The 22,429-nt window shown below is 57.9% G+C and carries 21 protein-coding genes and 3 pseudogenes; 18 read left to right on the forward strand and 6 right to left on the reverse strand.

Going from position 1 to position 22,429, the window contains the following annotated elements:
- Window positions 1–9 precede the first annotated feature (9 nt).
- From wecC to ACFQDL_RS01835, 6 genes and pseudogenes are all read right to left on the reverse strand, one after another.
- The gene (wecC, locus tag ACFQDL_RS01810; RefSeq protein ID WP_379907532.1) at window positions 10–1,272 is read right to left on the reverse strand and encodes a UDP-N-acetyl-D-mannosamine dehydrogenase; all 1,263 of its coding nucleotides are present in this window, start codon (window positions 1,270–1,272) and stop codon (window positions 10–12) included.
- A 55-nt stretch (window positions 1,273–1,327) separates the two neighbouring features.
- A pseudogene (gene wecB / locus ACFQDL_RS01815) lies at window positions 1,328–2,471 on the reverse strand (non-hydrolyzing UDP-N-acetylglucosamine 2-epimerase).
- A gap of 44 nt (window positions 2,472–2,515) precedes the next feature.
- Window positions 2,516–3,955 (reverse strand): mannose-1-phosphate guanylyltransferase/mannose-6-phosphate isomerase, encoded by a 1,440-nt coding sequence (locus tag ACFQDL_RS01820; RefSeq protein ID WP_379907533.1) that lies wholly within the window; start codon window positions 3,953–3,955, stop codon window positions 2,516–2,518.
- Between the two features lie 322 nt (window positions 3,956–4,277).
- The gene (locus ACFQDL_RS01825) at window positions 4,278–4,667 is read right to left on the reverse strand and encodes a VanZ family protein (protein WP_379907534.1); all 390 of its coding nucleotides are present in this window, start codon (window positions 4,665–4,667) and stop codon (window positions 4,278–4,280) included.
- Window positions 4,668–4,874: 207 nt separating this feature from the next.
- Window positions 4,875–5,531 carry a hypothetical protein gene (locus tag ACFQDL_RS01830; RefSeq protein ID WP_379907535.1) on the reverse strand — a complete coding sequence of 219 codons (657 nt, stop codon included), beginning with the start codon at window positions 5,529–5,531 and terminating at the stop codon, window positions 4,875–4,877.
- Between the two features lie 103 nt (window positions 5,532–5,634).
- Window positions 5,635–6,456, reverse strand: coding sequence for an ArnT family glycosyltransferase (locus ACFQDL_RS01835; RefSeq protein ID WP_379907536.1), 822 nt, complete (start codon window positions 6,454–6,456; stop codon window positions 5,635–5,637).
- Window positions 6,457–7,134: 678 nt separating this feature from the next.
- On the opposite strand from ACFQDL_RS01835, the gene ACFQDL_RS01840 reads away from it, so the two are divergent.
- The 18 genes and pseudogenes from ACFQDL_RS01840 to ACFQDL_RS01925 all read left to right on the forward strand — a co-directional run bounded on the left by ACFQDL_RS01840 (window position 7,135) and on the right by ACFQDL_RS01925 (window position 22,429).
- A complete protein-coding gene (locus tag ACFQDL_RS01840; RefSeq protein WP_379907537.1) occupies window positions 7,135–7,644 on the forward strand; it encodes an acyltransferase in 510 nt (169 codons plus the stop codon).
- Entirely contained in the window at window positions 7,641–8,015 is a 375-nt protein-coding gene (locus tag ACFQDL_RS01845) for a DMT family transporter (protein WP_379907538.1), read from the forward strand. Before ACFQDL_RS01840 ends, ACFQDL_RS01845 begins: the two co-directional genes overlap by 4 nt.
- Before the next feature lie 15 nt (window positions 8,016–8,030).
- Complete coding sequence (locus tag ACFQDL_RS01850) at window positions 8,031–9,047, forward strand: Gfo/Idh/MocA family protein (protein ID WP_379907539.1); 1,017 nt, start codon at window positions 8,031–8,033, stop codon at window positions 9,045–9,047.
- Between the two features lie 4 nt (window positions 9,048–9,051).
- Window positions 9,052–10,164, forward strand: a complete 1,113-nt coding sequence (locus tag ACFQDL_RS01855) for a DegT/DnrJ/EryC1/StrS family aminotransferase (RefSeq protein WP_379907540.1) — start codon at window positions 9,052–9,054, stop codon at window positions 10,162–10,164.
- Between the two features lie 16 nt (window positions 10,165–10,180).
- Complete coding sequence (locus ACFQDL_RS01860) at window positions 10,181–10,867, forward strand: acyltransferase (RefSeq protein WP_379912813.1); 687 nt, start codon at window positions 10,181–10,183, stop codon at window positions 10,865–10,867.
- Window positions 10,854–11,669 carry an SDR family NAD(P)-dependent oxidoreductase gene (locus tag ACFQDL_RS01865; protein ID WP_379907541.1) on the forward strand — a complete coding sequence of 272 codons (816 nt, stop codon included), beginning with the start codon at window positions 10,854–10,856 and terminating at the stop codon, window positions 11,667–11,669. The genes ACFQDL_RS01860 and ACFQDL_RS01865 overlap by 14 nt, the downstream gene beginning before the upstream one ends.
- Complete coding sequence (locus ACFQDL_RS01870; RefSeq protein WP_379907542.1) at window positions 11,633–11,869, forward strand: hypothetical protein; 237 nt, start codon at window positions 11,633–11,635, stop codon at window positions 11,867–11,869. The genes ACFQDL_RS01865 and ACFQDL_RS01870 overlap by 37 nt, the downstream gene beginning before the upstream one ends.
- A gap of 10 nt (window positions 11,870–11,879) precedes the next feature.
- On the forward strand, window positions 11,880–13,088 hold the full coding sequence (locus tag ACFQDL_RS01875; RefSeq protein ID WP_379907543.1) for a DegT/DnrJ/EryC1/StrS family aminotransferase: 1,209 nt from the start codon (window positions 11,880–11,882) through the stop codon (window positions 13,086–13,088).
- 105 nt (window positions 13,089–13,193) lie between these two features.
- Window positions 13,194–13,514, forward strand: a pseudogene (locus tag ACFQDL_RS01880) (glycosyltransferase); the annotation flags it as partial.
- Window positions 13,514–14,179, forward strand: coding sequence for a hypothetical protein (locus ACFQDL_RS01885; RefSeq protein WP_379913470.1), 666 nt, complete (start codon window positions 13,514–13,516; stop codon window positions 14,177–14,179). The pseudogene ACFQDL_RS01880 and the gene ACFQDL_RS01885, both read left to right, overlap by 1 nt.
- A 101-nt stretch (window positions 14,180–14,280) precedes the next feature.
- Window positions 14,281–15,492 (forward strand): TIGR03087 family PEP-CTERM/XrtA system glycosyltransferase, encoded by a 1,212-nt coding sequence (locus ACFQDL_RS01890; RefSeq protein WP_379907544.1) that lies wholly within the window; start codon window positions 14,281–14,283, stop codon window positions 15,490–15,492.
- A 115-nt stretch (window positions 15,493–15,607) separates the two neighbouring features.
- Window positions 15,608–17,521 carry an XrtA/PEP-CTERM system amidotransferase gene (locus tag ACFQDL_RS01895; protein ID WP_379907545.1) on the forward strand — a complete coding sequence of 638 codons (1,914 nt, stop codon included), beginning with the start codon at window positions 15,608–15,610 and terminating at the stop codon, window positions 17,519–17,521.
- Window positions 17,518–18,045, forward strand: a pseudogene (locus ACFQDL_RS01900) (glycosyltransferase); the annotation flags it as partial. The gene ACFQDL_RS01895 and the pseudogene ACFQDL_RS01900, both read left to right, overlap by 4 nt.
- A gap of 295 nt (window positions 18,046–18,340) precedes the next feature.
- The gene (locus tag ACFQDL_RS01905; RefSeq protein ID WP_379912815.1) at window positions 18,341–18,739 is read left to right on the forward strand and encodes a glycosyltransferase; all 399 of its coding nucleotides are present in this window, start codon (window positions 18,341–18,343) and stop codon (window positions 18,737–18,739) included.
- Window positions 18,740–18,788: 49 nt separating this feature from the next.
- On the forward strand, window positions 18,789–19,301 hold the full coding sequence (locus ACFQDL_RS01910) for a glycosyltransferase (protein ID WP_379912817.1): 513 nt from the start codon (window positions 18,789–18,791) through the stop codon (window positions 19,299–19,301).
- Complete coding sequence (locus ACFQDL_RS01915) at window positions 19,288–19,854, forward strand: glycosyltransferase family 4 protein (RefSeq protein WP_379907546.1); 567 nt, start codon at window positions 19,288–19,290, stop codon at window positions 19,852–19,854. Before ACFQDL_RS01910 ends, ACFQDL_RS01915 begins: the two co-directional genes overlap by 14 nt.
- A gap of 44 nt (window positions 19,855–19,898) precedes the next feature.
- Window positions 19,899–21,047 carry a TIGR03088 family PEP-CTERM/XrtA system glycosyltransferase gene (locus ACFQDL_RS01920; protein ID WP_379907547.1) on the forward strand — a complete coding sequence of 383 codons (1,149 nt, stop codon included), beginning with the start codon at window positions 19,899–19,901 and terminating at the stop codon, window positions 21,045–21,047.
- Window positions 21,044–22,429: a phenylacetate--CoA ligase family protein gene (locus ACFQDL_RS01925; protein ID WP_379907548.1), complete on the forward strand. Its 1,386-nt coding sequence runs from the start codon at window positions 21,044–21,046 to the stop codon at window positions 22,427–22,429. The genes ACFQDL_RS01920 and ACFQDL_RS01925 overlap by 4 nt, the downstream gene beginning before the upstream one ends.

Consider the following 22,429-nt stretch of genomic DNA (forward strand, 5'->3'; position numbering starts at 1 on the left):
ATCCCATTGTCAATGGCTGAGTGCTCCGGCGGCATCGATCACCACCTTCTCGTGCAGAATATCACCGGACAACCCGTTGAACTCCTTGTGCGCCACCAGCATCAGAATGATATTGGCACGTTCCAGCGCCTCGTTATGGTGGACTTTCTGAACGCCCCGCCCGCTGAAAGCATCCGGCAGCCGGGCTATATTGGGCTCCACGACCAGGATTTCAGCCACCTCCGAATCGACCAGGGCCTGGGTAATGGAAAGCGCGGGGCTTTCCCGGAGATCATCGATATCGGGCTTGAAGGAAAGCCCGAAACAGGCGATCACCGGCTGCTTGAACTGGTTCGCGGCCCTGAGCACCTTGTTGATCACGTAATTCGGCTTGCCGTCGTTCACTTCTCTGGCCAGGCGGATCAGACGCGCCTCGTCCGGCGCTGCACTGACGATGAACCAGGGATCCACCGCAATACAGTGTCCCCCGACCCCGGGGCCCGGGCTCAGGATATTGACCCTTGGGTGGCGATTCGAGAGCCTGATCAACTCCCAGACATTGATCTTGAGCCGGTCGCAGATTATCGACAGCTCGTTGGCAAAGCCGATATTCACGTCCCGGTAGGCGTTTTCCGTCAGCTTAGCCATCTCGGCGGTACGGGCATCGGTGAGCAGACACTCCCCGCGTACGAAGATCTGGTAGAGCGCCGCCGCCCGTGTCGCGCAGCGCGGGGTCATGCCGCCGATAATGCGATCGTTAGCCACCAGTTCCTGCAGCACATTGCCGGGCAGCACCCGCTCCGGACAGTGTGCAATATTGATGTCGGCTTTTTCCCCCAGCTGCTGGGGGAAGGAGAGGTCTTCGCGGCACTGCGCCAGCCAGTCGGCGAGCTTTTCGGTGGCACCCACCGGCGAGGTCGATTCGAGGATCACCAGATTGCCGGGCTGCAACACCGGCGCGATGGTTTCTGCGGCCGCCTTGATGAAGCTGAGATCCGGTTGATGATCCTCCCCGAATGGGGTCGGCACGGCGATGATAAAGGCATCGGCCGCTTCCGGCACCAGGGTGGCCTTGAGATTGCCGGTCGACACCACGCTTCGCACCACGATATCCAGATCCGGCTCGACGATATGAATCTTGCCGGCGTTGACGGTCTCGACGGCATGCTCCGAAACGTCGATGCCGATCACGCTAAGCCCTCGCGACGCAAGAACGGCCGCCGTCGGCAAGCCAATATAGCCGAGCCCCACCACGGATACGGTGTTGAAGGTTCCACTCGCTGCGTTGCTCATCTCGGTGCCTCTTGATGTTACAGGTGTAGCCGGACGTTTCCTGTTCAGCTGGCCGTCAGGCCTCGATGATAGCCTGGCGGATACGTTCGCTGGCGCTGCCGTCCCCGTAGGGGTTGTGGGCAAAGCTCATCGCCTGGTAGGCGCTCTCGTCATCGAGCAGCTTGCAGGTTTCGGTCATGATCCGGTCGACGTCGGTACCGACCAGTGTGACGGTCCCCGCGCTGACCGCTTCCGGTCTTTCGGTGGTGTCGCGCATCACCAGTACCGGTTTGCCCAGTGACGGCGCTTCTTCCTGGATTCCGCCGGAGTCGGTCAGAATGATATGCGCCTGGCTCATCAGGAAAACAAAGGGCAGATACTCGAGAGGCTCGATCAGGTGGACATTGCTTTTTCCGTTGAGCAGGCGGTGAACCGGTTCTCGAACCCTGGGGTTAAGGTGCACGGGATAGACGATCTCGACATCGTCCCGCCCCGCCAGCTCTCCCAGCGCGTGACAGATTCTCTCGAAACCGCCGCCAAAGCTTTCCCGGCGATGACCGGTCACCAGGATGATTTTTTTACCGGCCGGTCTTCCGTCGCCCGGATTCAGGAACGGGAACTGCCTTCGCAATTGCGCCTGCAGCCGAGAATCCAGCTGGATCTTTTTCAGCACGACCAGCAGCGCATCGATCACCGTATTGCCGGTGACCCTGATCGTCGTTTCGAGCACGCCTTCGCGCAGCAGGTTGGCCCTGGCCTGCTCGGTGGGTGCAAAGTGCAGATCGGCGAGGCCACCAGTCAGCTTGCGATTGGCCTCCTCCGGCCAGGGGAGTAGAGGTTGCCGGTGCGCAGACCCGCCTCGACGTGGCCCACCGGGAGCTGTCGATAATAGGCGGCCAGGGTGGTAGCCAGCGTCGTGGTGGTATCGCCATGCACCAGAACTCTGGCCGGTTGGAAAGCCTCCAGCACCGGGGTCACCCCCTCAGCACGGCGCAGGTCACCTCGGTCAGGCCCTGCCCGGGTTTCATGATATTCAGGTCGTAATCGGGCACGATCTGGAACAGCGACAGCACCTGGTCCAGCATCTCCCGATGCTGGGCGGTCACGCAAACCCGCGCCTCGAAGCGCGAATCCGCTTTCAGCGCCTGCACCACCGGCGCCATCTTGATCGCTTCAGGGCGGGTACCAAACACCAGGAGAATCTTGATCGGCCCCTTCATCACCGCGATTACCTCCCTGTAGAGGTTGTTTGACGATAGTCGTCTTATTTCGGCGGTTCGTCGCTGTCTTGCCGATGATAGGGATCATCGAGGCGCACTATATCGTCCTCGCCCAGGTAAGCCCCCGTCTGGACTTCGATCAGGTGCAACGGAATCCTGCCCGGGTTTTCCAGACGGTGAAGACAGCCGAGAGGAAGGTAAGCCGACTCGTTTTCGGTTAACAACCGGGTTTCGTCATTGCAGATTACCAGGGCCGTTCCCTTGACCACGATCCAGTGTTCGGCGCGATGGAAATGCTTTTGCAACGACAGCGATGCGCCCGGATTCACCACCAGGCGCTTCACCTGATAGCGTTCGCCATTGTCGATCGAATCGAAACAGCCCCAGGGCCGATAAACCTCCCGATGCTGTTCCACCTCGGGGCGATTCTGTTCAACGAGCTGCTGAACGATCCGCTTCACATCCTGTACGCGGGATTTTTCGGCCACCAGGACCGCATCGGCGGTTTCCACCACGACCAGATTGTCCACCCCCAGGGTCGTTACCAGCCGGCTCCCGGCATAGACGTAGCTGTTGCTGGTCGCCTCCAGGATCACATCCCCCTGGACGGCGTTTCCCGCTGCAGATTTCTCACCCACTTCCCACAACGCCGACCAGGCGCCCACATCGCTCCAGGCGGCATCCAGGGGCACCACAACGGCATCGCTGGTCTTCTCCATCACCGCATAATCGACCGAGCGCTCCGGGCAGGCCGTAAACGCTGTCTCGTCCAGACGCACAAAGTCCAGGTCCATCCGACTTTGCGCCAACGCCTGGCGACAGGCGTCCACCATCTCGGGTTCGAACTGAGCCAGCTCCTCCAGATAACGCGAGGCCCGGAAAAGAAACATGCCGCTGTTCCAGTAGTACTCGCCGTTCTCCACATACCCCTCTGCCGTGCTCAGATCCGGCTTTTCGACGAACTCGAACACCTGAAAGGCAGCCCCGTCCGCCGCCGTCGCTGCACCCCGCCGGATATAGCCGTAGCCGGTTTCCGGATGCTGGGGAACGACGCCAAAAGTGACCAGCCTGCCCTGCTCGGCCTGAACACGGGCCTGCTCCAGCGCCCGACGATAAGCGGGCACATCCGGAATCACATGATCGGCCGGCAGCACCAGCAACAACTCGTTCCCTTGCCCCAAAGCCTCCGCGTGCAGCGCCGCCACCGCGATCGCCGGGGCGGTATTGCGACCCACCGGCTCCAGAATAATCCCCTGATGCGCCAGCGATCGCTCACGCAACTGCTCGGCCACCATAAAGCGATGCGCCTGATTGCAGATCAACAATGCCGGGGCGATCCCCTCGACCCCTTCCAGACGCATCAGGGTATCCTGCAGCAAAGTCACCTGATCCTTGACCAGCGGTATCAGCTGCTTGGGGTACTGCTTGCGGGAGAGTGGCCAAAGCCGGGTTCCGGATCCACCGGAAAGGATAACGGGAATCATATGCATGCCTTCGTTGACTGTGGCTTGGTGTCCAAGCCCGAAGAAAAGCATAGCCAACCGTTCAACAGTCAACAAAGAATTTGGCCCTAGTGTACTGTTTCACCCTTAAAGGCACTTATAGCGAGTCGCCAAGGGGCTGGCCGCAAGGCGCATTTTTGAAGGCATAGTGGGTCTATGTCGAGAAAATGCAACACCGCGGACGGCCCCTTGGCGGCTCGCCCGGCGGGAGTCCGCCAATTCGCGCCCCGCGGCGTTGCCGTTCTTGGCAAGAGCACCACTATTCTCGGCGAACGGCGCCTTGCCGGACACGAATTGGCGGGCTCTATAAGTATCTATTAGGGTGAAACAGTACACTAGCCGGCGTCTCGCTATCAACCGGCGGCCCGCCCCGGCTTGACCAGATAACGGTACAGCAATATCCCGGCCAGCGCGCCGAGCAGGTCCAGTCCCCAATCGGCCAGACTGCCATAGCGCCCGGGCACCCCAGCTGGAACCACTCGTCGAACGCCCCGTAACCGACGGTGATCAGCAGCACCGAGATCGCCCCCTTCGTCGCCGGCAGAACATGGCTCCAGAGCATCGCCAATACCGCGAATACCGGGATATGCAACAGGTTCTGAACGGTCGGTGTCAGGGAAAAGTAGACAATATCCACTGCCCCGGGCTGCTCCACCTTGCCTGGAATCGACGATACCCAGTGAATCAGCGCCATACAGGCCAGTGCGGCGGCCAAGGCCCAGATGGAGTGGGGTAACCGGAGAAGCCAGTCTTTTGTCTCTCTATTGAATCTTATATCCACATAAAAACCTCATTTGTCAGCGCTGGCTTTTAAAAACTTTAAGCACGAAGCCATTTCTGGCGGTCTTCGCTTGAGGCGTGCGACTGACATAATAAAGAACATAGCCTTACCCAGATTATTCTAATTCAACATATCATGTTCCATTCTATACAACTCCCACTTACGAGGAATGAATCGCCTTTTTACAAACTCACCAAAACTTTTTATAAATCCACTCTCATTTCTAGATAGAACCTCGGACATCATTTCTATTAAACCCTCCCCAGAAGACGAACTATATTTTCCTACCAGAACAGAAGAGCTTTTCAATTCAATCAAACTAAATTCTTCCGTAGCCCACTCAAAAGACATTGGGTCTATCGCCAGATAAATTGGCTCTCCACCTTTTACAGCGGCTTCGACCGCTTCTCGATCAAGATACTTAACGCTTGATACTGAAGATTTCGGATCGTACTTGGACAAATGGGAAGAAAACCGGTAGGGCAAAGTAGAACTAAATATCGTCATATCAGGATGATCGGATGAGTAATATGCAATGGCACGGGCATTGGCAGTAAAAGAACGAATATTAATCTGCTCCAAATAACTTAACGCCAAAGAGCCTGATATAATAAACACCATTATTGAAAAATAGGCCCGCATATTCAAGATTGATAAAAAATAGCTACAAATCAAAACCATAGGGGCCATAAATATAAGCATATAATTGACCTGCTTGGCAATAAAATCCCCGGAAGGCAAGAGAAAAAAGTCAATATAAAGATCAACGAAAGGCACCAAACAATAGTATAATTGACATTCGAGTCAAAACGCTTACTAAAGCAATATGCCATTAACGATAAAACAAACAAATACCCTACAATCCAAGTATGGTAAATTTTTAAAAAAGATACTCCGCATAATATAATGGATGACTTTCAAATGAAACATGACTATATTTTGAAGTTGCTGCATGTATAGATTTTATTAAATGAAAAGGATCTCCCTTAAAAACCCAGAAGAACAAAAAATTTAATCCGACGACAAGCATAGATCCAACTGCCACAATCCAAACCTTTTTCATCCCTTCTTGCTTGATAAGCATTAAAAGATTTGGAATAAACGCAAGATGCACAAGCACTGCGACTGTTGCTTTAATCCAAAAAACCCATCCCAATACACAGCCAGACAAAAAGTAAAGAATAGACTTCCTCTTTTCTTTAGCAAACCAAAACAAACAAAAACTCAAACTAATAAATAACGCCAAAGGCGCATCAGCCATTATTCGCCCACCATAGTGAACATGAATAGGCATCAACATAAGCAATAGTGCTGCGCTTATCCCGGCTCGTTCTCCCCACCAGCTCCTGGCCATATAATACACAAGAGCCACTTCCAAAGACGATGTAATAAGACTCCAGAGATTACCAATGAATTCAGATGAGCCGAAGATCCCTATAAAAAAGGCCATTGGCAAGTTAACTCCATAACGGATACCGCCAATATAGTTACCCACCTCCATTTTTTTCTCAACAATCCCGTAGGCTGCACTATAGTAAGTAAAATCATCACTACCAAAAAAACCGCTAAAGAAGACTATACGAACAACAGCAGACAGTATAAAAACAATAGAAACTGCAAATAAGGACTGATTGCGAGCCTTTAGATTGCTATATAAATTTGGACCAGGAGCTATTTTCTTATGATCCCCTACCGAATCCATAGTAATTCACCTTCAACGATAACGTGATTTTTAACACGCCTTAATCACCAAAGTATGGCTTCATCAAAGGTAGGCTATAATCAACGCACCTTCCACCACTCTGGATACCTATAAACTCTGGGCGCTATAGCAGCTGCAGCAGGCTGCGCAGGGTAAAACCTGGCTCTGAACAGGGGCTTGAGCACAATACCTTCCTGCCCTCATGAACTCTGCAACCGAATGTGCAGAACAAACCGGCCAAATAGGTCCCAGCACCGGGGGCAAGTACCGTCGGCGTCGTACCAACACCTCGACACTCGGAGCTCTGTCAGTCATTGCGCAGCCCCACGCCCTCCAGTCACCCCAGGGTTTACCCGAGGAGCTGCAAGTCCGAGCAAGTTTCATAGATGCAAGCAAAATCAAGGCGCAGCAAAACAGCGTCTGGAGGGGCTGGGAGTATCGAAAGACGGTAGAGGTATTCTACGTGTTCGACATCGATCAATACAAAATATGCTTCAATAACATGGACATAATCCATGTTATTGTCGAATAGATCTTAATATTCGGGCTCGCTGGCAACTCGTTAAAACTCTTCTAGACTTCCCTTACGGTACTCGCAATGTCACCAGTAACAGAGAAGCGCCGCGGCCGTCGGGGCCACTTCGGCCAGTAAGCTCTTTCAAATACAGGAACTTACGCATGATAGCAGAAGACGTGGTATTGGGTGAAAACGTATCCATACCGCAACCGCAACTTGTCAACTTCTACGGGTGCACCATCGGGGATCACGCCAAGGTCGGTGCCTTTGTCGAACTCCAGAAGGGAGTGACAGTCGGCGCCAACTGCAAGGTTTCCAGCCATTCCTTCCTTTGCGAAGGCGTCACTCTTGAAGAGGGCGTATTCGTCGGCCATGGGGTGATGTTTACCAACGATCTCTACCCTGAGGCTGTAACCCGGGCCGGCAAGCTGCAGACCGAATCCGACTGGCAGGTGGTTCCGACCCTCGTGTGTTCGAGGGCTTCAGTCGGCTCCAACGCGACCATTCTCGCCGGTGTAACCATCGGTCAAGGCGCGCTCGTAGGTGCCGGAGCCGTCGTTACCCGTGACGTACCGGAGTTTACCATCGTGGCCGGTGTGCCGGCACGCATCATCGGAGACACCCGGGAGAGGTTACCGACACAGTCGGCACGCCAAGAGGCTTCGTCATGAATACATCAGGGATGCTGCTGATTGCGCTCAGCGCACTCATGACAGGTGCCGCCAACCTTCTGCTGCGGGCCGGGGTATTGAAGTTCGGCGACTTCAGCCTGGCAACAAACAGAATTGTCGATGGCCTGATCGGCCTCAGCATGCAACCGTTCTTTGTGCTGGGCGTGATCTTTTATGGCCTGGCAGCCATCGTCTGGTTCAGCGCACTTTCAAAAGCGGAACTCAGCACCGGCTATCCCATACTCGTGGGCCTGACTTTCGTGCTCGTGGCTTCCGGCAGCAGCCTGTTTTTCGGTGAAACCCTTTCTGTACAGAAACTTTTTGGAATGGCGATGATTTTAGGCGGTATCGCTGTAATTGCCCACGTCTGAAACAGGGATCGAGAGATGCTCAATATCGGCGTTATCGGCTACGGTTACTGGGGTCCGAACCTCGTACGAAACTTTAGTGAATCGGGTGTGGCCCAGGTGACGGCGGTTAGCGACATGAATCCGGAACGGCTACAACTGGTAAAAAAGCGCTATCCGGCAACTCGCACCACTATCGATCATCGCGACCTCTTGACGTCCAATCATATTCAGGCGGTAGCGATCGCCACTCCGGTCCATACCCACTTCACACTGGCCATGGAGGCGCTCAAGGCCGGAAAGCATGTATTCCTCGAAAAACCCCTGACCGAAACCACCGATCAGGCGCGGCAGCTGATCGACGAGGCAGACAAACGCGGGCTGATCTTGATGGTGGACCATACCTTCATCTTCACCGGTGCCGTACGCAAGATGCGCCAACTGGTGGAGAGCGGCGAGATCGGCGATATCTATTATTACGACTCGGTGCGGGTCAACCTGGGGCTGTTCCAACCCGATATCAATGTGATTTGGGATCTGGCCGTCCACGACCTGGCGATCATGAACTACGTCTTTGATCAAAAACCGGTCGCCGTTTCCGCCACCGGTATGAGCCACGTGCCGGGCAAGCCGGCCGATATCGCCTACCTGTCGCTATTCTTCGAAAACAACATGATGGGCCATGTGCATATCAACTGGCTCTCGCCGGTCAAGCTGCGCCGCTCCATGATCGCCGGTAGCAGAAAAATGGTGGTCTACGACGACCTCGAGCCGAGCGAGAAGATCAAGATCTATGACAAGGGAATAACCATCACCGAGCGTCAGGCGCTCTATGACCACCTGGTCGGCTATCGGGTGGGCGACATGGTTGCACCGCAGCTGGAGAATCACGAAGCGCTGAACCTCGAAGCCAGGTATTTCGCCGACTGTATAGGCAAGGGCGAGCAGCCGGCCAATAACGGGCAAGCGGGTCTGGAGGTGGTGGAGATTCTGGAAGCCGCCACCCGCTCGATGCAGGAGAAGGGCTGCACCATCGAACTCAATGCGGGGAGCTGAAGACATGATCCCGTTTCTCGACCTGAAGGCTCAGTACCGCTCCATCAAGGACGAGATAGATCAGGCAGTGCTCAATACGCTGGCCAGCAGTCAGTATGTGCTGGGCAGCGAGGTATCCACCTTTGAAGAAGAATTTGCCGAATACTGCGGCGCTGCTTACGGCATTGCAGTCAACAGCGGAACAAGCGCCTTACACCTGGCCTTGCTGGCGGCCGAAGTCGGGCCGGGTGACGAAGTCATTACCGTCTCGAATACCTTTGTGGCCACTGTCGCAGCAATTGACTACTGCGGTGCAGCGCCGGTCTTTGTGGACGTGGAACCCGATACGCTGAATATGAACCCGCATCTGGTTGAAGAAGCCATCACCGAGCGTACCAGAGCGATTCTGCCGGTGCATTTACATGGACACCCCGCCGACCTCGACCCGATACTGGAGATCGCCAGACGACACGATCTTCGGGTCATCGAAGATGCCTGCCAGGCCCATGGCGCCGAATATAAAGACAGGCGCGTGGGTGGCATCGGCGATCTCGGCTGTTTCAGCTTCTATCCGGGAAAAAATCTGGGTGCCTGTGGCGAGGGCGGAATGGTGGTCACTCAGAATGAAGACTTTGCCAGAAAGATCCGAATGCTGCGGGACTGGGGCCAAGAGAAGAAGTACCACCATAAACTCAAAGGTTACAATTACCGCATGGACGGCATTCAGGGAGCGATTCTCAGGGTCAAGCTGAGACATCTGGATGGCTGGACAACCGCACGTCGTGAAGTAGCGCGGCGATACAACGAGCAACTGGTGGGTCTGAATCTGACACTTCCAATAGAGAAGCCCTGGGCCAAGGCGGTTTATCACGTCTACGCAGTGCGCATACTGGCACGAGACGCGCTGCATAACTACTTGAATGAACAGGGTGTGCAAACGGGGATCCATTATCCGATTCCAGTGCATCTACAGACGGCGTATGCGAGCCTCGATTTCCCGGAAAACAGTTTTCCAATTAGCGAAAGCTCAAGCAGATATTTGCTTTCTTTGCCACTGTACCCGGAACTAAGCCAATCTAAAGTCTCAGACATCTGCAATTATATCCACAACTTCCATCAGGAAGCGGATGAGGAGTGAGCAAGTCGTGGAAAGCATGGTTAGAGTCGTAAAGGCGGTCCATGGCCTCAATAAGAGTGGGAATGATTTCGAATTTATCAGTGGACTAGTAGAACACTTGAAGTCTCTCTACAATCCAGCCGGACTGGTAGAGCTTTATACTCGTTTCAAAGAAGGTGAAGGAGAATTTGACAAGCTTTTAAGATCGATCTTGTGGCGGTGTTTGGTCAAAGAATGCGGCAGCCAACTCAGCATTGACAGCGGAGCAGCCTTTAAACACCCGGAAACATTCCGTATTGGCGATCATCTTTTTGTGGGACGAAATGCGAATATCCAAGGTCGATTTGACGGTCGTTGTGATATTGGAAATCATGTCTGGATAGGACCCGGTAGTTTTCTGGACGCCAGAGACCTTATTATCGAAGACCATGTCGGCTGGGGTCCTGGTGCGAAAGTGCTTGGCTCATCACACTGTGGAATTCCCATCGACCGCCCCATCATTGAAACGGACCTCGTCATAAAAACAGTCAAGATCTGTGAGTGGGCTGATATTGGAACCGACGCAGTTTTGCTGCCGGGAGTAACAATAGGAAAAGGTGCAATAATAGGTGCTGGCTCAGTTGTTACAGAAGATGTGGCCGCGTTTTCGATTGTCGCTGGCACTCCGGCTCGATTCATCAGATGGCGTGATGGCTACGGGAAAGCTACGGATGGAAGTCTTTGATATGAATAACTCAACCGTAATGGTTACGGGTGGCGCCGGCTTTATCGGTTCCGAGCTGTCTCACCAGCTCTGCCAATGCGCCGAACGTGTTATCATCGTCGACAACCTGGTCAACGGCAAGCGGGAGAACATCCAGCAACTCTTAAACGATCGCGTGACGTTCTACCCGTACGATATTCGTGATCTGGACAAGATGATACCGCTGCTGAACGAAGTGGACGTAGTATTCCATCTCGCCTGCCTGGGCGTGCGCCACTCGATTCACTCACCGTTGGAAAACCACGACGTCAATGCCACTGCCACCTTGAATCTGCTGAAAGCCAGTCGCGAGGCGCGGGTCGGGCGCTTTGTCTACGTCTCGAGCTCGGAAGTGTACGGCACCGCCCAATGGGTGCCAATGACCGAAAACCACCCCACTCTGCCCATGACCGTCTATGGCGGCTCCAAACTGGCCGGCGAAAGCTATACCCGTGCATTCTACCGAACCTATAACTATCCGACGGTAGTCGTTCGCCCCTTCAACAGCTTCGGGCCCCGTTGCCACCACGAAGGTGACAGCGGCGAGGTAATTCCCAAGTTCCTGCTGCGGGCCATGGCCGGTCAGTCGTTGATCATCCACGGTGACGGCTCCCAAACCCGCGACTTCACCTATGTCAGCGACACGGCCCGGGGATTCTCTGCGCCGGATTCTCCGATCTGGCGCCAGGTCAAACCATCAATGTGGGCCAGGGTGAGGAGATCACTATCAACGAACTCGCCGGCCTGGTGGATGAGCTGTTTGAGGACCGCAACCTGGAGGTGATCCATGAGGCTCCCCGTCCCGGCGATGTGTTGCGCCTTTATGCCGACCCCACTCAGGCACGGGGGCTGTTGGATTTTCGACCGCAAGTCACCGTCAGGGAGGGACTGAGCCGCGTCAAAGCCTGGTACGAGTCGCTGGGTCAAAGCCCTACGGCGTTGCTCAAGGATGAAATCATGCAAAACTGGAAAGCCCCAGGCTGAGGTCAACCAAATGACAGGACTTCCCCATCATATTCCCATTGCCATGCCCGTGCTCGGTGCGGAGGAGCAGCAGGCGATTCAGCGCCCCCTTTCCAGCGGTTGGGTGACCCAGGGGCGGGAGGTGGCCGCCTTCGAAGAGGCCTTTGCCAAATACGTCGGCGCCGATCATGCCTGTGCAGTGTCAAGCTGCACCGCGGCACTGCACCTGGCACTGCACGTGCTCGGAGTGGGCCCGGGGGACGAGGTGATCACCGTCAGCCACAGCTTTATCGCGACCGCCAACGCCATCCGCTACTGCGGTGGACGGCCGGTCTTCGTAGATATCGAGCCTCAGACCTTCAATATGGATCCGGGCCTTGTCGAGGCGGCCATCAGCTCCCGGACCAGGGCGATTCTGGTGGTTCATCAGTTGGGCATGCCTGCGGATCTCGCCGCCATACTGAAGATCGCAAAATCCCGTGGCATCCCGGTGGTGGAAGATGCGGCCTGTGCCGTCGGCAGCGAGATTCTGGTGGGTGACCGCTGGCAGCGTATCGGCGTTCCCCTGGGCGAGATCGCCTGCTTCTCTTTCCACCCCCGCAAGGTCATCACCACCGGTGACGGCGGCATGCTGACCACCAATAATGCCGCTCTATACGAACGCCTGGTCAAGCTGCGCCAACACGCCATGGACGTCAACGATCGTACCCGCCATCAGGCCAATACCGTTATTTTTGAGCGCTACCCGGAACTCGGCTTCAATTACCGTATGACAGATATACAGGGGGCGATGGGACTCGAACAGTTGAAGCGCCTGCCCGATATCGTCGCCAGAAGGCGGCAGCTGGCCAGGAACTACAGCAGAGAGCTGGCATCCATTTCCGGCCTGATGGTGCCTCAGGAGCCAACTTGGGCACGCAGCAACTGGCAGAGCTACTGTGTCCGTCTGCCCGCACATGCCAAGCAAAAGACAGTGATGCAGTCGATGCTGGACGAGGGTATCGCCACCCGCCGTGGCGTCATGTGCATCCATCGTGAAGCGAGCTACCCGGCGGAGCTGTGGCGAAGTGTCGAACAGTCGTCAAACCCGGCTGACACGACTGACCAAAACCAGAAGCCACTGGGCGAAAGCGAGGCAGCCCAAGATCACTGTATCTTGCTGCCACTCTATCCTCAACTGACGCTCGAGCAACAGCAGCGTGTCGCACAAGCACTTTACCGAGCAGTCAGCATCAACTGATGAGAACAGGATACAATTTCAACAAGCAGCGAGAGGATCGAGTTGATTATGGATACGACCTCAACCGTTAGAGAAGAGCCAATCGCTGCCGCCAGCAAAGCGCCGATGATCTCCATCGTTACACCTGCCTACAACGAGGCAAAGAACCTGCCGGTGCTGTATCAGCGCCTCTGCCGGGTGCTGAATGACGCCTCCGTCGAATGGGAGTGGGTGGTGGTGGACGACCACTCCCCGGATGACACCTTCAATGTAATCGCAGAAATCGCACAGCGCGATCCTCGCGTCAGGGGCTACCGCCTTACCCGAAATTCAGGGTCGCACGTCGCCCTGACCTGCTGCCTTAATCGAACAAGGGGCGCCTGCACAATCGCCCTGGCTGCCGACCTGCAGGACCCTCCGGAGGTGATACCGGAGCTGTTGGCCCGGTGGCGAGCCGGTTACCAGGTGGTCTGGGCCGCAAGGGCTCGCCGGGAGGGGAAAGCTGGTTTACCCGGAACACCGCGCGCCTGTACTACATGCTCATGCGTAAAGTACTGGGCTTTCGCGATATGCCGGCCAACGGTGCAGACTTCTTCTTGCTCGATCTTCAGGTGGTGAAGGCTCTCAGGAATTTTGGAGAGCAGAACATTTCGCTGCTGGCACTGCTGACCTGGATGGGTTTCCGCCAAACTTCCATTCAGTACGACAAGCAGGCACGCCTGAGCGGACGCTCCGGCTGGACGCTGGGAAGGAAGATAAAGCTGCTGATAGATTCTGTTACTGCCTTCAGTTATTTACCCATCCGCGCCATCTCCTATTTCGGCATCATGGTAGCCTTTATCGGCTTTTGCTATGCCCTCTTCGTGATTTACAACGCCCTCACCGGCACACCGCCCCAGGGCTGGACCACGCTGATAGTGATCGTACTCTTTCTGGGCGGTATCCAGATGCTGATGATGGGCGTACTCGGTGAATATATCTGGAGAGGGCTGGATGAAGCGAGACGGCGACCTCGGTTTCTCATTGAGGAGACAACGCAAGGGCATCAAGGACCTCACCAACCTGGACCGGATGGGCTTGCGAACGAAAAGCAGTGCGATACCGTCATTTAGTGCAATGTGCGCTGTCATCTTCGGTTGGACCAATGGGTACTTGGGCGGAACCAGCCGCGGATAATACCGATACTCGATTCGGACGAAGGAATTCAGGGGAAATGGAGCATATTGTTTTTCTGGTCCACCGCATTCCCTATCCCCCCAACAAGGGCGATAAGATCCGTTCCTATCACCTGCTGCGGGCACTTTCCCAGCAGTACAGGGTGCACCTCGGCTGTTTCGTCGACGACCCTCTGGACTGGGCGTACGCCGATAAACTGTTACCCTTCTGCGAGTCTCTGCACTGCGTGCCGTTAAAGAAGTCTTCACGCTATCTCAAGGGTCTCAAGGCTTTGACCAGCGGCCAGCCGATCACCCTCCCCTACTATCGCTCTTCGCATATGCAGCGCTGGGTCACCGAAACGATCGAGCGGTACGCGATCGAGCGCGCGCTGGTGTTTTCCTCGTCGATGGCACAATACGTCGATGGGAAGCGTTTCTCCCATCTGAAAAGGGTGATCGATTTCGTCGATGTGGATTCCGACAAATGGGCGCAGTACGCGGCCAAAAAGCACGGGCTCGTCCGGTGGGTCTACCAGCGCGAATACCGTACACTGCGCCACTACGAAAACCGGATTGCCAGTATTTTCGACAGCTGCGTCTTCGTCTCCCAGGAGGAGGCGCGCCTGTTCAGCAACCAGTTGCCCGCCGACCTGGCGCCCAAGGTGGCTCACCTGCTCAACGGCGTGGATACCGGCTTCTTCAATCCGTCGGCCGGTTTCGACGGTGCGCAGATCCCGTGTCTCAGCCCCTATCTGGTGTTTACGGGGGCAATGGACTACTGGGCCAATGTCGACGCCATGCAGTGGTTCTGTCAGCAGGTGTGGCCCCGGTTGAAGCAGCGCCACCCCGCGCTGCATTTCTACATCGTCGGCGGCAACCCCACGGCGGAAACCCGGGCGCTCGAACGCCTGCCTGGGGTCCATGTGACCGGCCGCGTCCAGGATGTCCGCCCGTACCTGCATCGGGCCGAGCTGGTGGTCGCCCCGCTGCAAATCGCGCGAGGAATACAGAACAAGGTGCTGGAAGCCATGGCCATGGGCAAGCCGGTCGTGGCCACCTCCATGGCCATGGAAGGTATCCACTACGGCCCCGATCTCTGTCTCGAGATCGCCGATTCGCCCAACGACTTCACGATGGCCTGCAACCGCCTGCTTGCTCGGCAGCAACCGGTGCACGCCAACGCCAACAGAGCCTGGGTGGTCAACCGGTTCGGTTGGGATCAGACACTGGGACGGTTGCCGGCACTCCTGGAAGGAGCGCCACCATGAGCACGGTCGCATCGCCGGTCACCGGAGAGTGGGACGGGCTGACCGGAGTGTCCGGGTAGCAATAGATCGGGCCTTTGCCGGACGTCAGGCCCAACCTCATTTTTGGGAGACCCTTATGTGCGGGATAGCTGGACTGCTCAATCTGGATCGTCAACCGGTGGACGCAGGACTGCTACAACGGATGAATGAGCTCCAGACTCACCGCGGGCCGGACGCGGGCGATACTTACGTTGCCAACCACCTGGGGCTGGCGCACCGGCGCCTGTCGATCATCGATATCGCCAGCGGCCAGCAGCCGCTGGTCAACGCCGACCAAAGCGCGGTCATCGTCTTCAATGGCGAGATCTACAACTTCGCTGCGCTGCGCGATGAACTCGAACGGCTCGGCTTCCGGTTTCGCACCCGCTCCGACACCGAAGTAATCCTGCAGGCCTGGAAGGCCTGGGGCAAGGCCTGCGTCAAGCGACTGCGCGGCATGTTCGCTTTCGCCATCTGGGACTTCGGCAGCGAGCAGCTTTTCCTGGCCCGTGATCGCCTCGGTATCAAACCGCTCTTTTACAGCCTGATCAACGGCCGCCAACTGGCCTTCGCCTCCGAGCTCAAGGGGCTGCAGTGTCTTCCCCGGTTCGATCGTCAGCTGGACGACCGCGCCATCGCCGACTATTTCACCTTTGGATACATCCCCGACCCCAAGTCGATCTATGCCGGCACCCACAAGCTGCCACCGGGCCATACCCTGCTGCTGGAGCGGGGACAAACTCAACCAGCCATCGAGCAGTACTGGGATGCCAGCTTCGCCGACCCCGTTCCGGTTCGCGATCAGCGGCAACTCCAGGACGAACTGATCGAGCGGCTGCGGGAGGCAGTGCAAATCCGCCTGGTCTCCGAGGTGCCGATCGGCGCCTTCCTGTCCGGCGGGGTCGATTCCAGCGCCGTGGTCGCGCTGATGGCCGGGCTGATGGAGCGGCCGGTCAACACCTGCTCCATCGGCTTCGACGTGCCCAGCTTCAACGAAACCGAATTCGCCGAGATGGTCGCCAGGCGATACTGCACCAACCACCGGGAGCAGACCGTCGCAGTCGACGATTTCGGCCTGCTGGATACCCTTGCCAGCCTCTACGACGAACCCTATGCCGACAGCTCGGCGATCCCCACCTACAGGGTCTGCGAGCAGGCCCGGAAACAGGTCACCGTCTGCCTGTCCGGTGATGGCGGCGACGAACTGTTCGCCGGCTACCGCCGCTACCGCTGGCATATGCTCGAAGAGCGGATCCGCGGACTGGTCCCGGCGGCCATCCGCAAGCCGGTTTTCGACCTGCTCGGCAACTACTATCCCAAGCTGGACTGGGCGCCCAGGTATCTGCGCGCCAAGTCGACCTTCCAGGCGTTGCAACGCGAAGCGCTGGCCGCCTATCTGCACACCGTGTCCTTTACACCGGAGCAGGTTCTCAGGCAGTTGTTCACGCCCGAATTCAACCGGCGCCTGAACGGCTACCGCCCGCTTGCGGTGTTCGAAAGCCATCAGCAGCAGTTCGATGGTGACGACCCGCTGTCGCTGATCCAGTACCTGGACATGAAAACCTATCTGCCCGGCGACATCCTGACCAAGGTCGACCGCGCCAGCATGGCCCATGGTCTGGAGGTTCGGGTACCGATTCTCGACCACGAATTCCTCGGCTGGGCCAACAGGATCCCGTCCCACCTCAAGCTCTGCGGACGCGAGGGCAAGTACCTCTTCAAGAAATCGCTCGAACCGCACCTGCCCGACGCCGTGCTCTACCGGCCCAAGAAGGGATTTGGCGTGCCCATCGCCCGCTGGATGCGCGGCCCTCTGGCCGACACCCTGCGCCAACGCCTGCTGCGCGGGCACCTGCAGTCACTGGGGATCTTCAACCACCGGACACTGGAGCGTCTCGCCGACGACCATATCCGGGGAACAAGCGACCACAGCGTAACCCTCTGGGCGCTGCTGATGTTCGAGTCCAGTATCCGGCGCTCGCTGTCCGGCGATCAGGAAGCCGCAGCATGAAGATACTGCATGTGTTTGATCATTCCGTTCCCCTGCACAGCGGCTACACCTTTCGCAGTCGTGCAATACTGGAGAACCAGCGGGCTCTGGGACTGCAAACCTGTCACCTTACCAGCCCGAAACACGGGCCCGTTGCCGCCGCCAAAGAGCAGGTGGACGGCCTGGAGTTCTATCGCTGTGGCGAGGTGCCCGGCTGGATAAGAACAGTTCCCTTCGCCAATCAGTTGGCCATTATCCCGATATTGAGCCGGAAGATCGCGGAGGTTATCGATTGCGAACGGCCGGATATCATCCACGCCCACTCGCCGGCGCTCAATGGCATTGCCGCCCTGCGTGCGGCTCGCAAGGCTCGCCTGCCGCTGGTCTACGAGGTGCGGGCATTCTGGGAGGACGCCGCCGTCAACCTCGGCACCAGCACCGAAGGCGGAATGCGCTACCGGCTGACCCGGGCGCTGGAAACCCATGTGCTGAAACAGGCCGATGCCGTGACCTGCATCTGCCAGGGGCTGCGGGACGACATCATCGCCAGAGGCGTATCGGCGCGACGCATCACGACCATTCCCAACGCGGTCGACCTGGAGCAGTTCCCGCTGCTGACCCGGAAATCTCAGGACATTCTTCAACTGTACGGTCTGAGCGACGAGCCTCTGCTAGGCTTTATCGGTTCGTTCTACGAATACGAAGGTCTGGATATTCTGATTCATGCCGTTAACTTGCTGCGTACCCGACTGCCAGCGCTGCGGGTACTGCTAGTGGGGGCGGCCCCAGGAAGACTTTCTCAGACAGCAGGCCCGCGAACTGGACGTCAGCGACCGGATCATCTTCACCGGCCGGGTACCCCACCAGCGGGTGACCGACTATTACAGCGTACTCGACGCCCTGGTCTATCCGCGCAAGTCCATGCGTCTGACCGAACTGGTGACGCCACTGAAGCCGATGGAGGCGATGGCGCAGGGCAAGCCGGTACTGGCCTCCGACGTCGGGGGGCACCGGGAACTTATTCGCCACGCCGAAAATGGCTATCTGTTCGCCGCCGACGATCCTGCGGCCCTGGCAAGCGCTATCGAGGTGATGTTTCAGAACAGGGTCTCACACGAAAAACTGGTGGCCCGAGGGCGGGCCTTTGTCGAAATCGAGCGAAACTGGATCAACAGCGTCGGTCGATACGAACCCATTTACGCGACGCTCGCACGGGCTTGCGATAATGCCGGATTTTGATTCCCTCCGGATCTGCGTGATTGGCCCGGTCCCGCCACCCGCCGGCGGCATGGCCAATCAGACTGCGGAACTCTGTCGCCTGCTGGAGCAGGAAGGAGCCCGCGTCACCCTGATCGCCGTCAATCCACCGTACCGCCCGGCATGGATCGGCCGGTGGCGGGGGCTGCGGGCACTGTTTCGCCTGCTGCCCTACCTTCGCACCCTTTGGCGCAGGCTCGGGTCTGCCGATGTGGTCCACCTGATGGCCAACTCGGGATGGTCCTGGTATCTGTTCGCAACCCCGGCGATCTGGATCGCCTGCCTGAGAGGGACACCCGTCGTCGTCAACTACCGGGGGGCAACGCTGAAGCTTTCTTCGGCCGCGCCTGGCGCTGGATCCGGCCGACCTTCCGACAGGCCAGCGCCTGCGTCGTCCCCTCGGGGTTTCTGGCCGAGGTGTTTGCCAAACGCCAGCTATCCACACGCATCATTCCCAACACTCTGGACCCGTCCCGTTTTTCCCCCCGGACGGGAACGGGAAGTCGGTCAACGCCGAAGGGCCCATCCTGGTGGTTACCCGTAATCTGGAGCCCATCTATGGTATCGATCTGGCACTGCGGGCGCTGCCCGCCGTGCAAGGCCGGTTTCCCGGCGCTCGGCTGGTGATTGCCGGGTCCGGTCCGGAGCGGACCGCACTCGAACGCCTGGCCGCGGACTTGGGGGTGGCAAACCGCGTCGAGTTCCGCGGCCGCCTGACGAGTTGGCAGGTGGCAGAGCTGTACCGGCAGGCCGATCTGCTGCTCAACCCCAGCCGGGTCGACAACTCGCCCAATTCCATCATCGAAGCCCTTGGCTGCGCCCTCCCCGTGGTTTCCACCCGCGCCGGCGGCATCCCCAAGCTGGTTGAAGACGGGGAAACGGCGTTGCTGGTGGACCTGGAGGACCCCGATGCACTGGCATCAGGCGTGCTGCGCGTACTCGAGGATGATGCCCTGCGACAGCGGTTGAAGACCGCCGGGCTGAATTTCAGTCGGCGGTTTCATTGGCAGGCGGTAAAAAAGGAGCTGTTGAACACCTACCTCGAGGTCATAGAGTCGAAAAAGATAGATTCGTCGCGAACACGGACTAATCTCTAACACGAGCACGCTATCTTATTGGGTTGACAGAGCGGACCGCGTCGATGCACATCTGCCATATCGTATTCCGGTTTGACATCGGTGGCCTGGAAAACGGCATCGTCAATATTCTCAACCACCTCCCCGAGGTCGGCTACCGGCACTCCATCCTCTGCCTGTCGGGCTACAATCCCGAGTTTTTTGCCAGGATTCGGGCCGGTGGAGTCGCCATTCACACGCTGAACAAAAGGCCTGGCAAGGATATCGGCTACCTGAAGCGGCTGTATGGCCTGCTTCGGGCGCTTCGCCCGGACATTGTCCATACCCGCAACCTGAATACCCTCGAGTGCCAGGCGGTCGCCTGGCTGGCCGGCGTGCCGGTCCGGATACACGGTGAACACGGCTGGGACTCCGGGGACGCAAGGACCCGCCGCAAGCCAGCCCTCATCCGCAAAGTGTTCAGCCCGCTCATCAGCCGCTACGTCGCCCTTTCCGCTGAAACCGAAGGGTATCTCAGCACACGGGTGGGCATCTCACCGCGGCGAATCGAACGCATTTGCAATGGTGTCGATATCGACCGCTTCCGACCCGGGCGCCCACTCGCAGCAGCTTCGCCGACCGAAGCTACACTGGTCATCGGCTCGATCGGACGCCTGGCCGAGGTCAAGAATCACCAGTTGCTGATTCGGGCTTTTGCCCGGCTGCTGGAAAGAGCCGGCAGTCGCAGCGAGCGGTTGCACCTCGTCATCGTCGGCGATGGCCCTTGCCGCGAGCGACTGGTTACCCTGGTCAGGTCTCTCGATATCGAAGACCGGGTATCGCTGCCGGGCGCAAGCGACAATGTCCCCGAGGCGATGTCCGGCCTGTCACTGTACGTACAGCCGTCCTGTGCCGAAGGGATATCCAATACCATCCTCGAGGCCATGGCCTCGGGGCTGGCGGTCATCAGCACCGATGTTGGCGGCGCGAGGGAACTGGTCCGGCCCGGATTCAATGGCGAGATCACCGGGAACGGCAACGTCGAAGCGCTTGTCGAGGCGCTTTGGCGGTATGTCGAGAATCCGGAGTTGCTGCGCTTGCACGGTTGCAACAGCCGGTTGCGGGCGGAACAGGATTTCAGCCTTGCAACGATGGCCGAACGCTATCACCGTCTGTACCAGGGACGCTCGCATGCGAGCGGAAGTGAAAGCCATCCTCCGGTAGCCGAAAGATGACGCTGGCGTTATACAGGCGGCTGGTCGCCGATTGCCTGTTCCCCCTGCACGAAAGACTGAAGGGCCACGACAGTCTGCGGCTGCGAAATTCGCTGGAAAAAAGCCAGTGGTTCAGCCGGGAGATGCTGGAAGCCCGTCGCCTGGCACGACTGCGGCAGTTCCTGACCGACGTGAACGCCATCAACCCCTATTACGCCGACCTTTTCAAAACGTCAGGACTCGCGCCTGCCGGCTTCGACGACCCCCGGATCCTGCTGTGCATTCCCTGCCTGACCAAGGAGCTGATCCGCGCGCATCGGGACCGTCTGCTCTCCCGAACCGACCGGCCACCCAGGTTCATGAGAACCTCCGGGTCCAGCGGCCAGCCGCTTGAGTTTGCCGTCGGCAAGGAGCGGATCAGCCACGATATCGCCGCAAAATGGCGCGCGACCCGCTGGTGGGGCGTCGATATCGGAGAACCCGAAGCCGTTGTCTGGGGCTCCGACATCGAACTCAGCGCCCAGGGCCTGGCCCGGCAAATCCGTGACCGGCTGATGCGAACGCGTCTCTTCCCCGCCAGGCATCTCAGGGGCGATGCCCTGTTGGCCCTGTTCGATCGCCTCCAGGCATACCGCCCCGCCATGATCTATGGCTACCCGTCGATCCTGTCGCTGCTCGCCGAGGCGGCGCTGCAACAGGAGCGTCGCTTTGGCGATGGCTCTCTCAAAGTCGTCTTCTGCACGGCGGAAAAGCTCTACGAGCATCAGCGGCAGTTGATCGAGCAAGTCTTCCAGGCACCGGTGGCGAATGGCTACGGCAGTCGCGATGCGGGATTCATCGCGCACGAATGTCCGGCAGGATCCCTGCATCTCAGTGCCGAGGACATCATCGTCGAGATTCTCGACGATCGGCAGCAACCCGTTCCAGCCGGCACGCCCGGCGAGATCGTCGTCACCCACATGGCGACCCGGGCATTTCCGATGATCCGGTACCGTACCGGCGATATCGGGTGTCTCGCCACCGAACCCTGCGCCTGTGGCCGTCATCTGCCCGTCCTGGCGGATGTAATCGGTCGCGCCAATGACCTGCTTCGCGCCACCGACGGCTCGCCGGTTCACGGCGCCTACATCGGCAACATAGTCCGGGACGACGCCGCAATCGCGCAGTTCCAATTCACCCAACACGGACCCCGAGGGTTCGAGCTCAAGCTGGTTTGCCGCGACGGCACGGAGCCTGATTCGTCCGGCCTCAGGACAAGACTGCTTGAGTTACTGGGTGCCGATGCCGAGATCGCCATTCAACGCACTGCCGCAATCGAGGTGGAAGCCAACGGCAAGTACAAGTACATTGTGAATCGGTGCCGCGAAAACCGACCCCGTGGCGCAACCAGGCAGAGTCCCTGA

Source organism: Marinobacterium aestuariivivens (assembly GCF_042661465.1).
Classification (GTDB): domain Bacteria; phylum Pseudomonadota; class Gammaproteobacteria; order Pseudomonadales; family Balneatricaceae; genus Marinobacterium_A; species Marinobacterium_A aestuariivivens.

Excerpts from the sequence above, each read along its gene's own strand:
- wecC (WP_379907532.1), bottom strand. The coding sequence starts at position 1,272 with ATGAGCAACGCAGCGAGTGGAACCTTCAACACCGTATCCGTGGTGGGG.
- ACFQDL_RS01820 (WP_379907533.1), bottom strand. The coding sequence starts at position 3,955 with ATGATTCCCGTTATCCTTTCCGGTGGATCCGGAACCCGGCTTTGGCCA.
- ACFQDL_RS01825 (WP_379907534.1), bottom strand. The coding sequence starts at position 4,667 with ATGGCGCTGATTCACTGGGTATCGTCGATTCCAGGCAAGGTGGAGCAG.
- ACFQDL_RS01835 (WP_379907536.1), bottom strand. The coding sequence starts at position 6,456 with ATGGATTCGGTAGGGGATCATAAGAAAATAGCTCCTGGTCCAAATTTA.
- ACFQDL_RS01840 (WP_379907537.1), top strand. The coding sequence starts at position 7,135 with ATGATAGCAGAAGACGTGGTATTGGGTGAAAACGTATCCATACCGCAA.
- ACFQDL_RS01845 (WP_379907538.1), top strand. The coding sequence starts at position 7,641 with ATGAATACATCAGGGATGCTGCTGATTGCGCTCAGCGCACTCATGACA.
- ACFQDL_RS01850 (WP_379907539.1), top strand. The coding sequence starts at position 8,031 with ATGCTCAATATCGGCGTTATCGGCTACGGTTACTGGGGTCCGAACCTC.
- ACFQDL_RS01855 (WP_379907540.1), top strand. The coding sequence starts at position 9,052 with ATGATCCCGTTTCTCGACCTGAAGGCTCAGTACCGCTCCATCAAGGAC.
- ACFQDL_RS01860 (WP_379912813.1), top strand. The coding sequence starts at position 10,181 with ATGGTTAGAGTCGTAAAGGCGGTCCATGGCCTCAATAAGAGTGGGAAT.
- ACFQDL_RS01865 (WP_379907541.1), top strand. The coding sequence starts at position 10,854 with ATGGAAGTCTTTGATATGAATAACTCAACCGTAATGGTTACGGGTGGC.
- ACFQDL_RS01875 (WP_379907543.1), top strand. The coding sequence starts at position 11,880 with ATGACAGGACTTCCCCATCATATTCCCATTGCCATGCCCGTGCTCGGT.
- ACFQDL_RS01890 (WP_379907544.1), top strand. The coding sequence starts at position 14,281 with ATGGAGCATATTGTTTTTCTGGTCCACCGCATTCCCTATCCCCCCAAC.
- ACFQDL_RS01895 (WP_379907545.1), top strand. The coding sequence starts at position 15,608 with ATGTGCGGGATAGCTGGACTGCTCAATCTGGATCGTCAACCGGTGGAC.
- ACFQDL_RS01910 (WP_379912817.1), top strand. The coding sequence starts at position 18,789 with ATGGCCAATCAGACTGCGGAACTCTGTCGCCTGCTGGAGCAGGAAGGA.
- ACFQDL_RS01920 (WP_379907547.1), top strand. The coding sequence starts at position 19,899 with ATGCACATCTGCCATATCGTATTCCGGTTTGACATCGGTGGCCTGGAA.
- ACFQDL_RS01925 (WP_379907548.1), top strand. The coding sequence starts at position 21,044 with ATGACGCTGGCGTTATACAGGCGGCTGGTCGCCGATTGCCTGTTCCCC.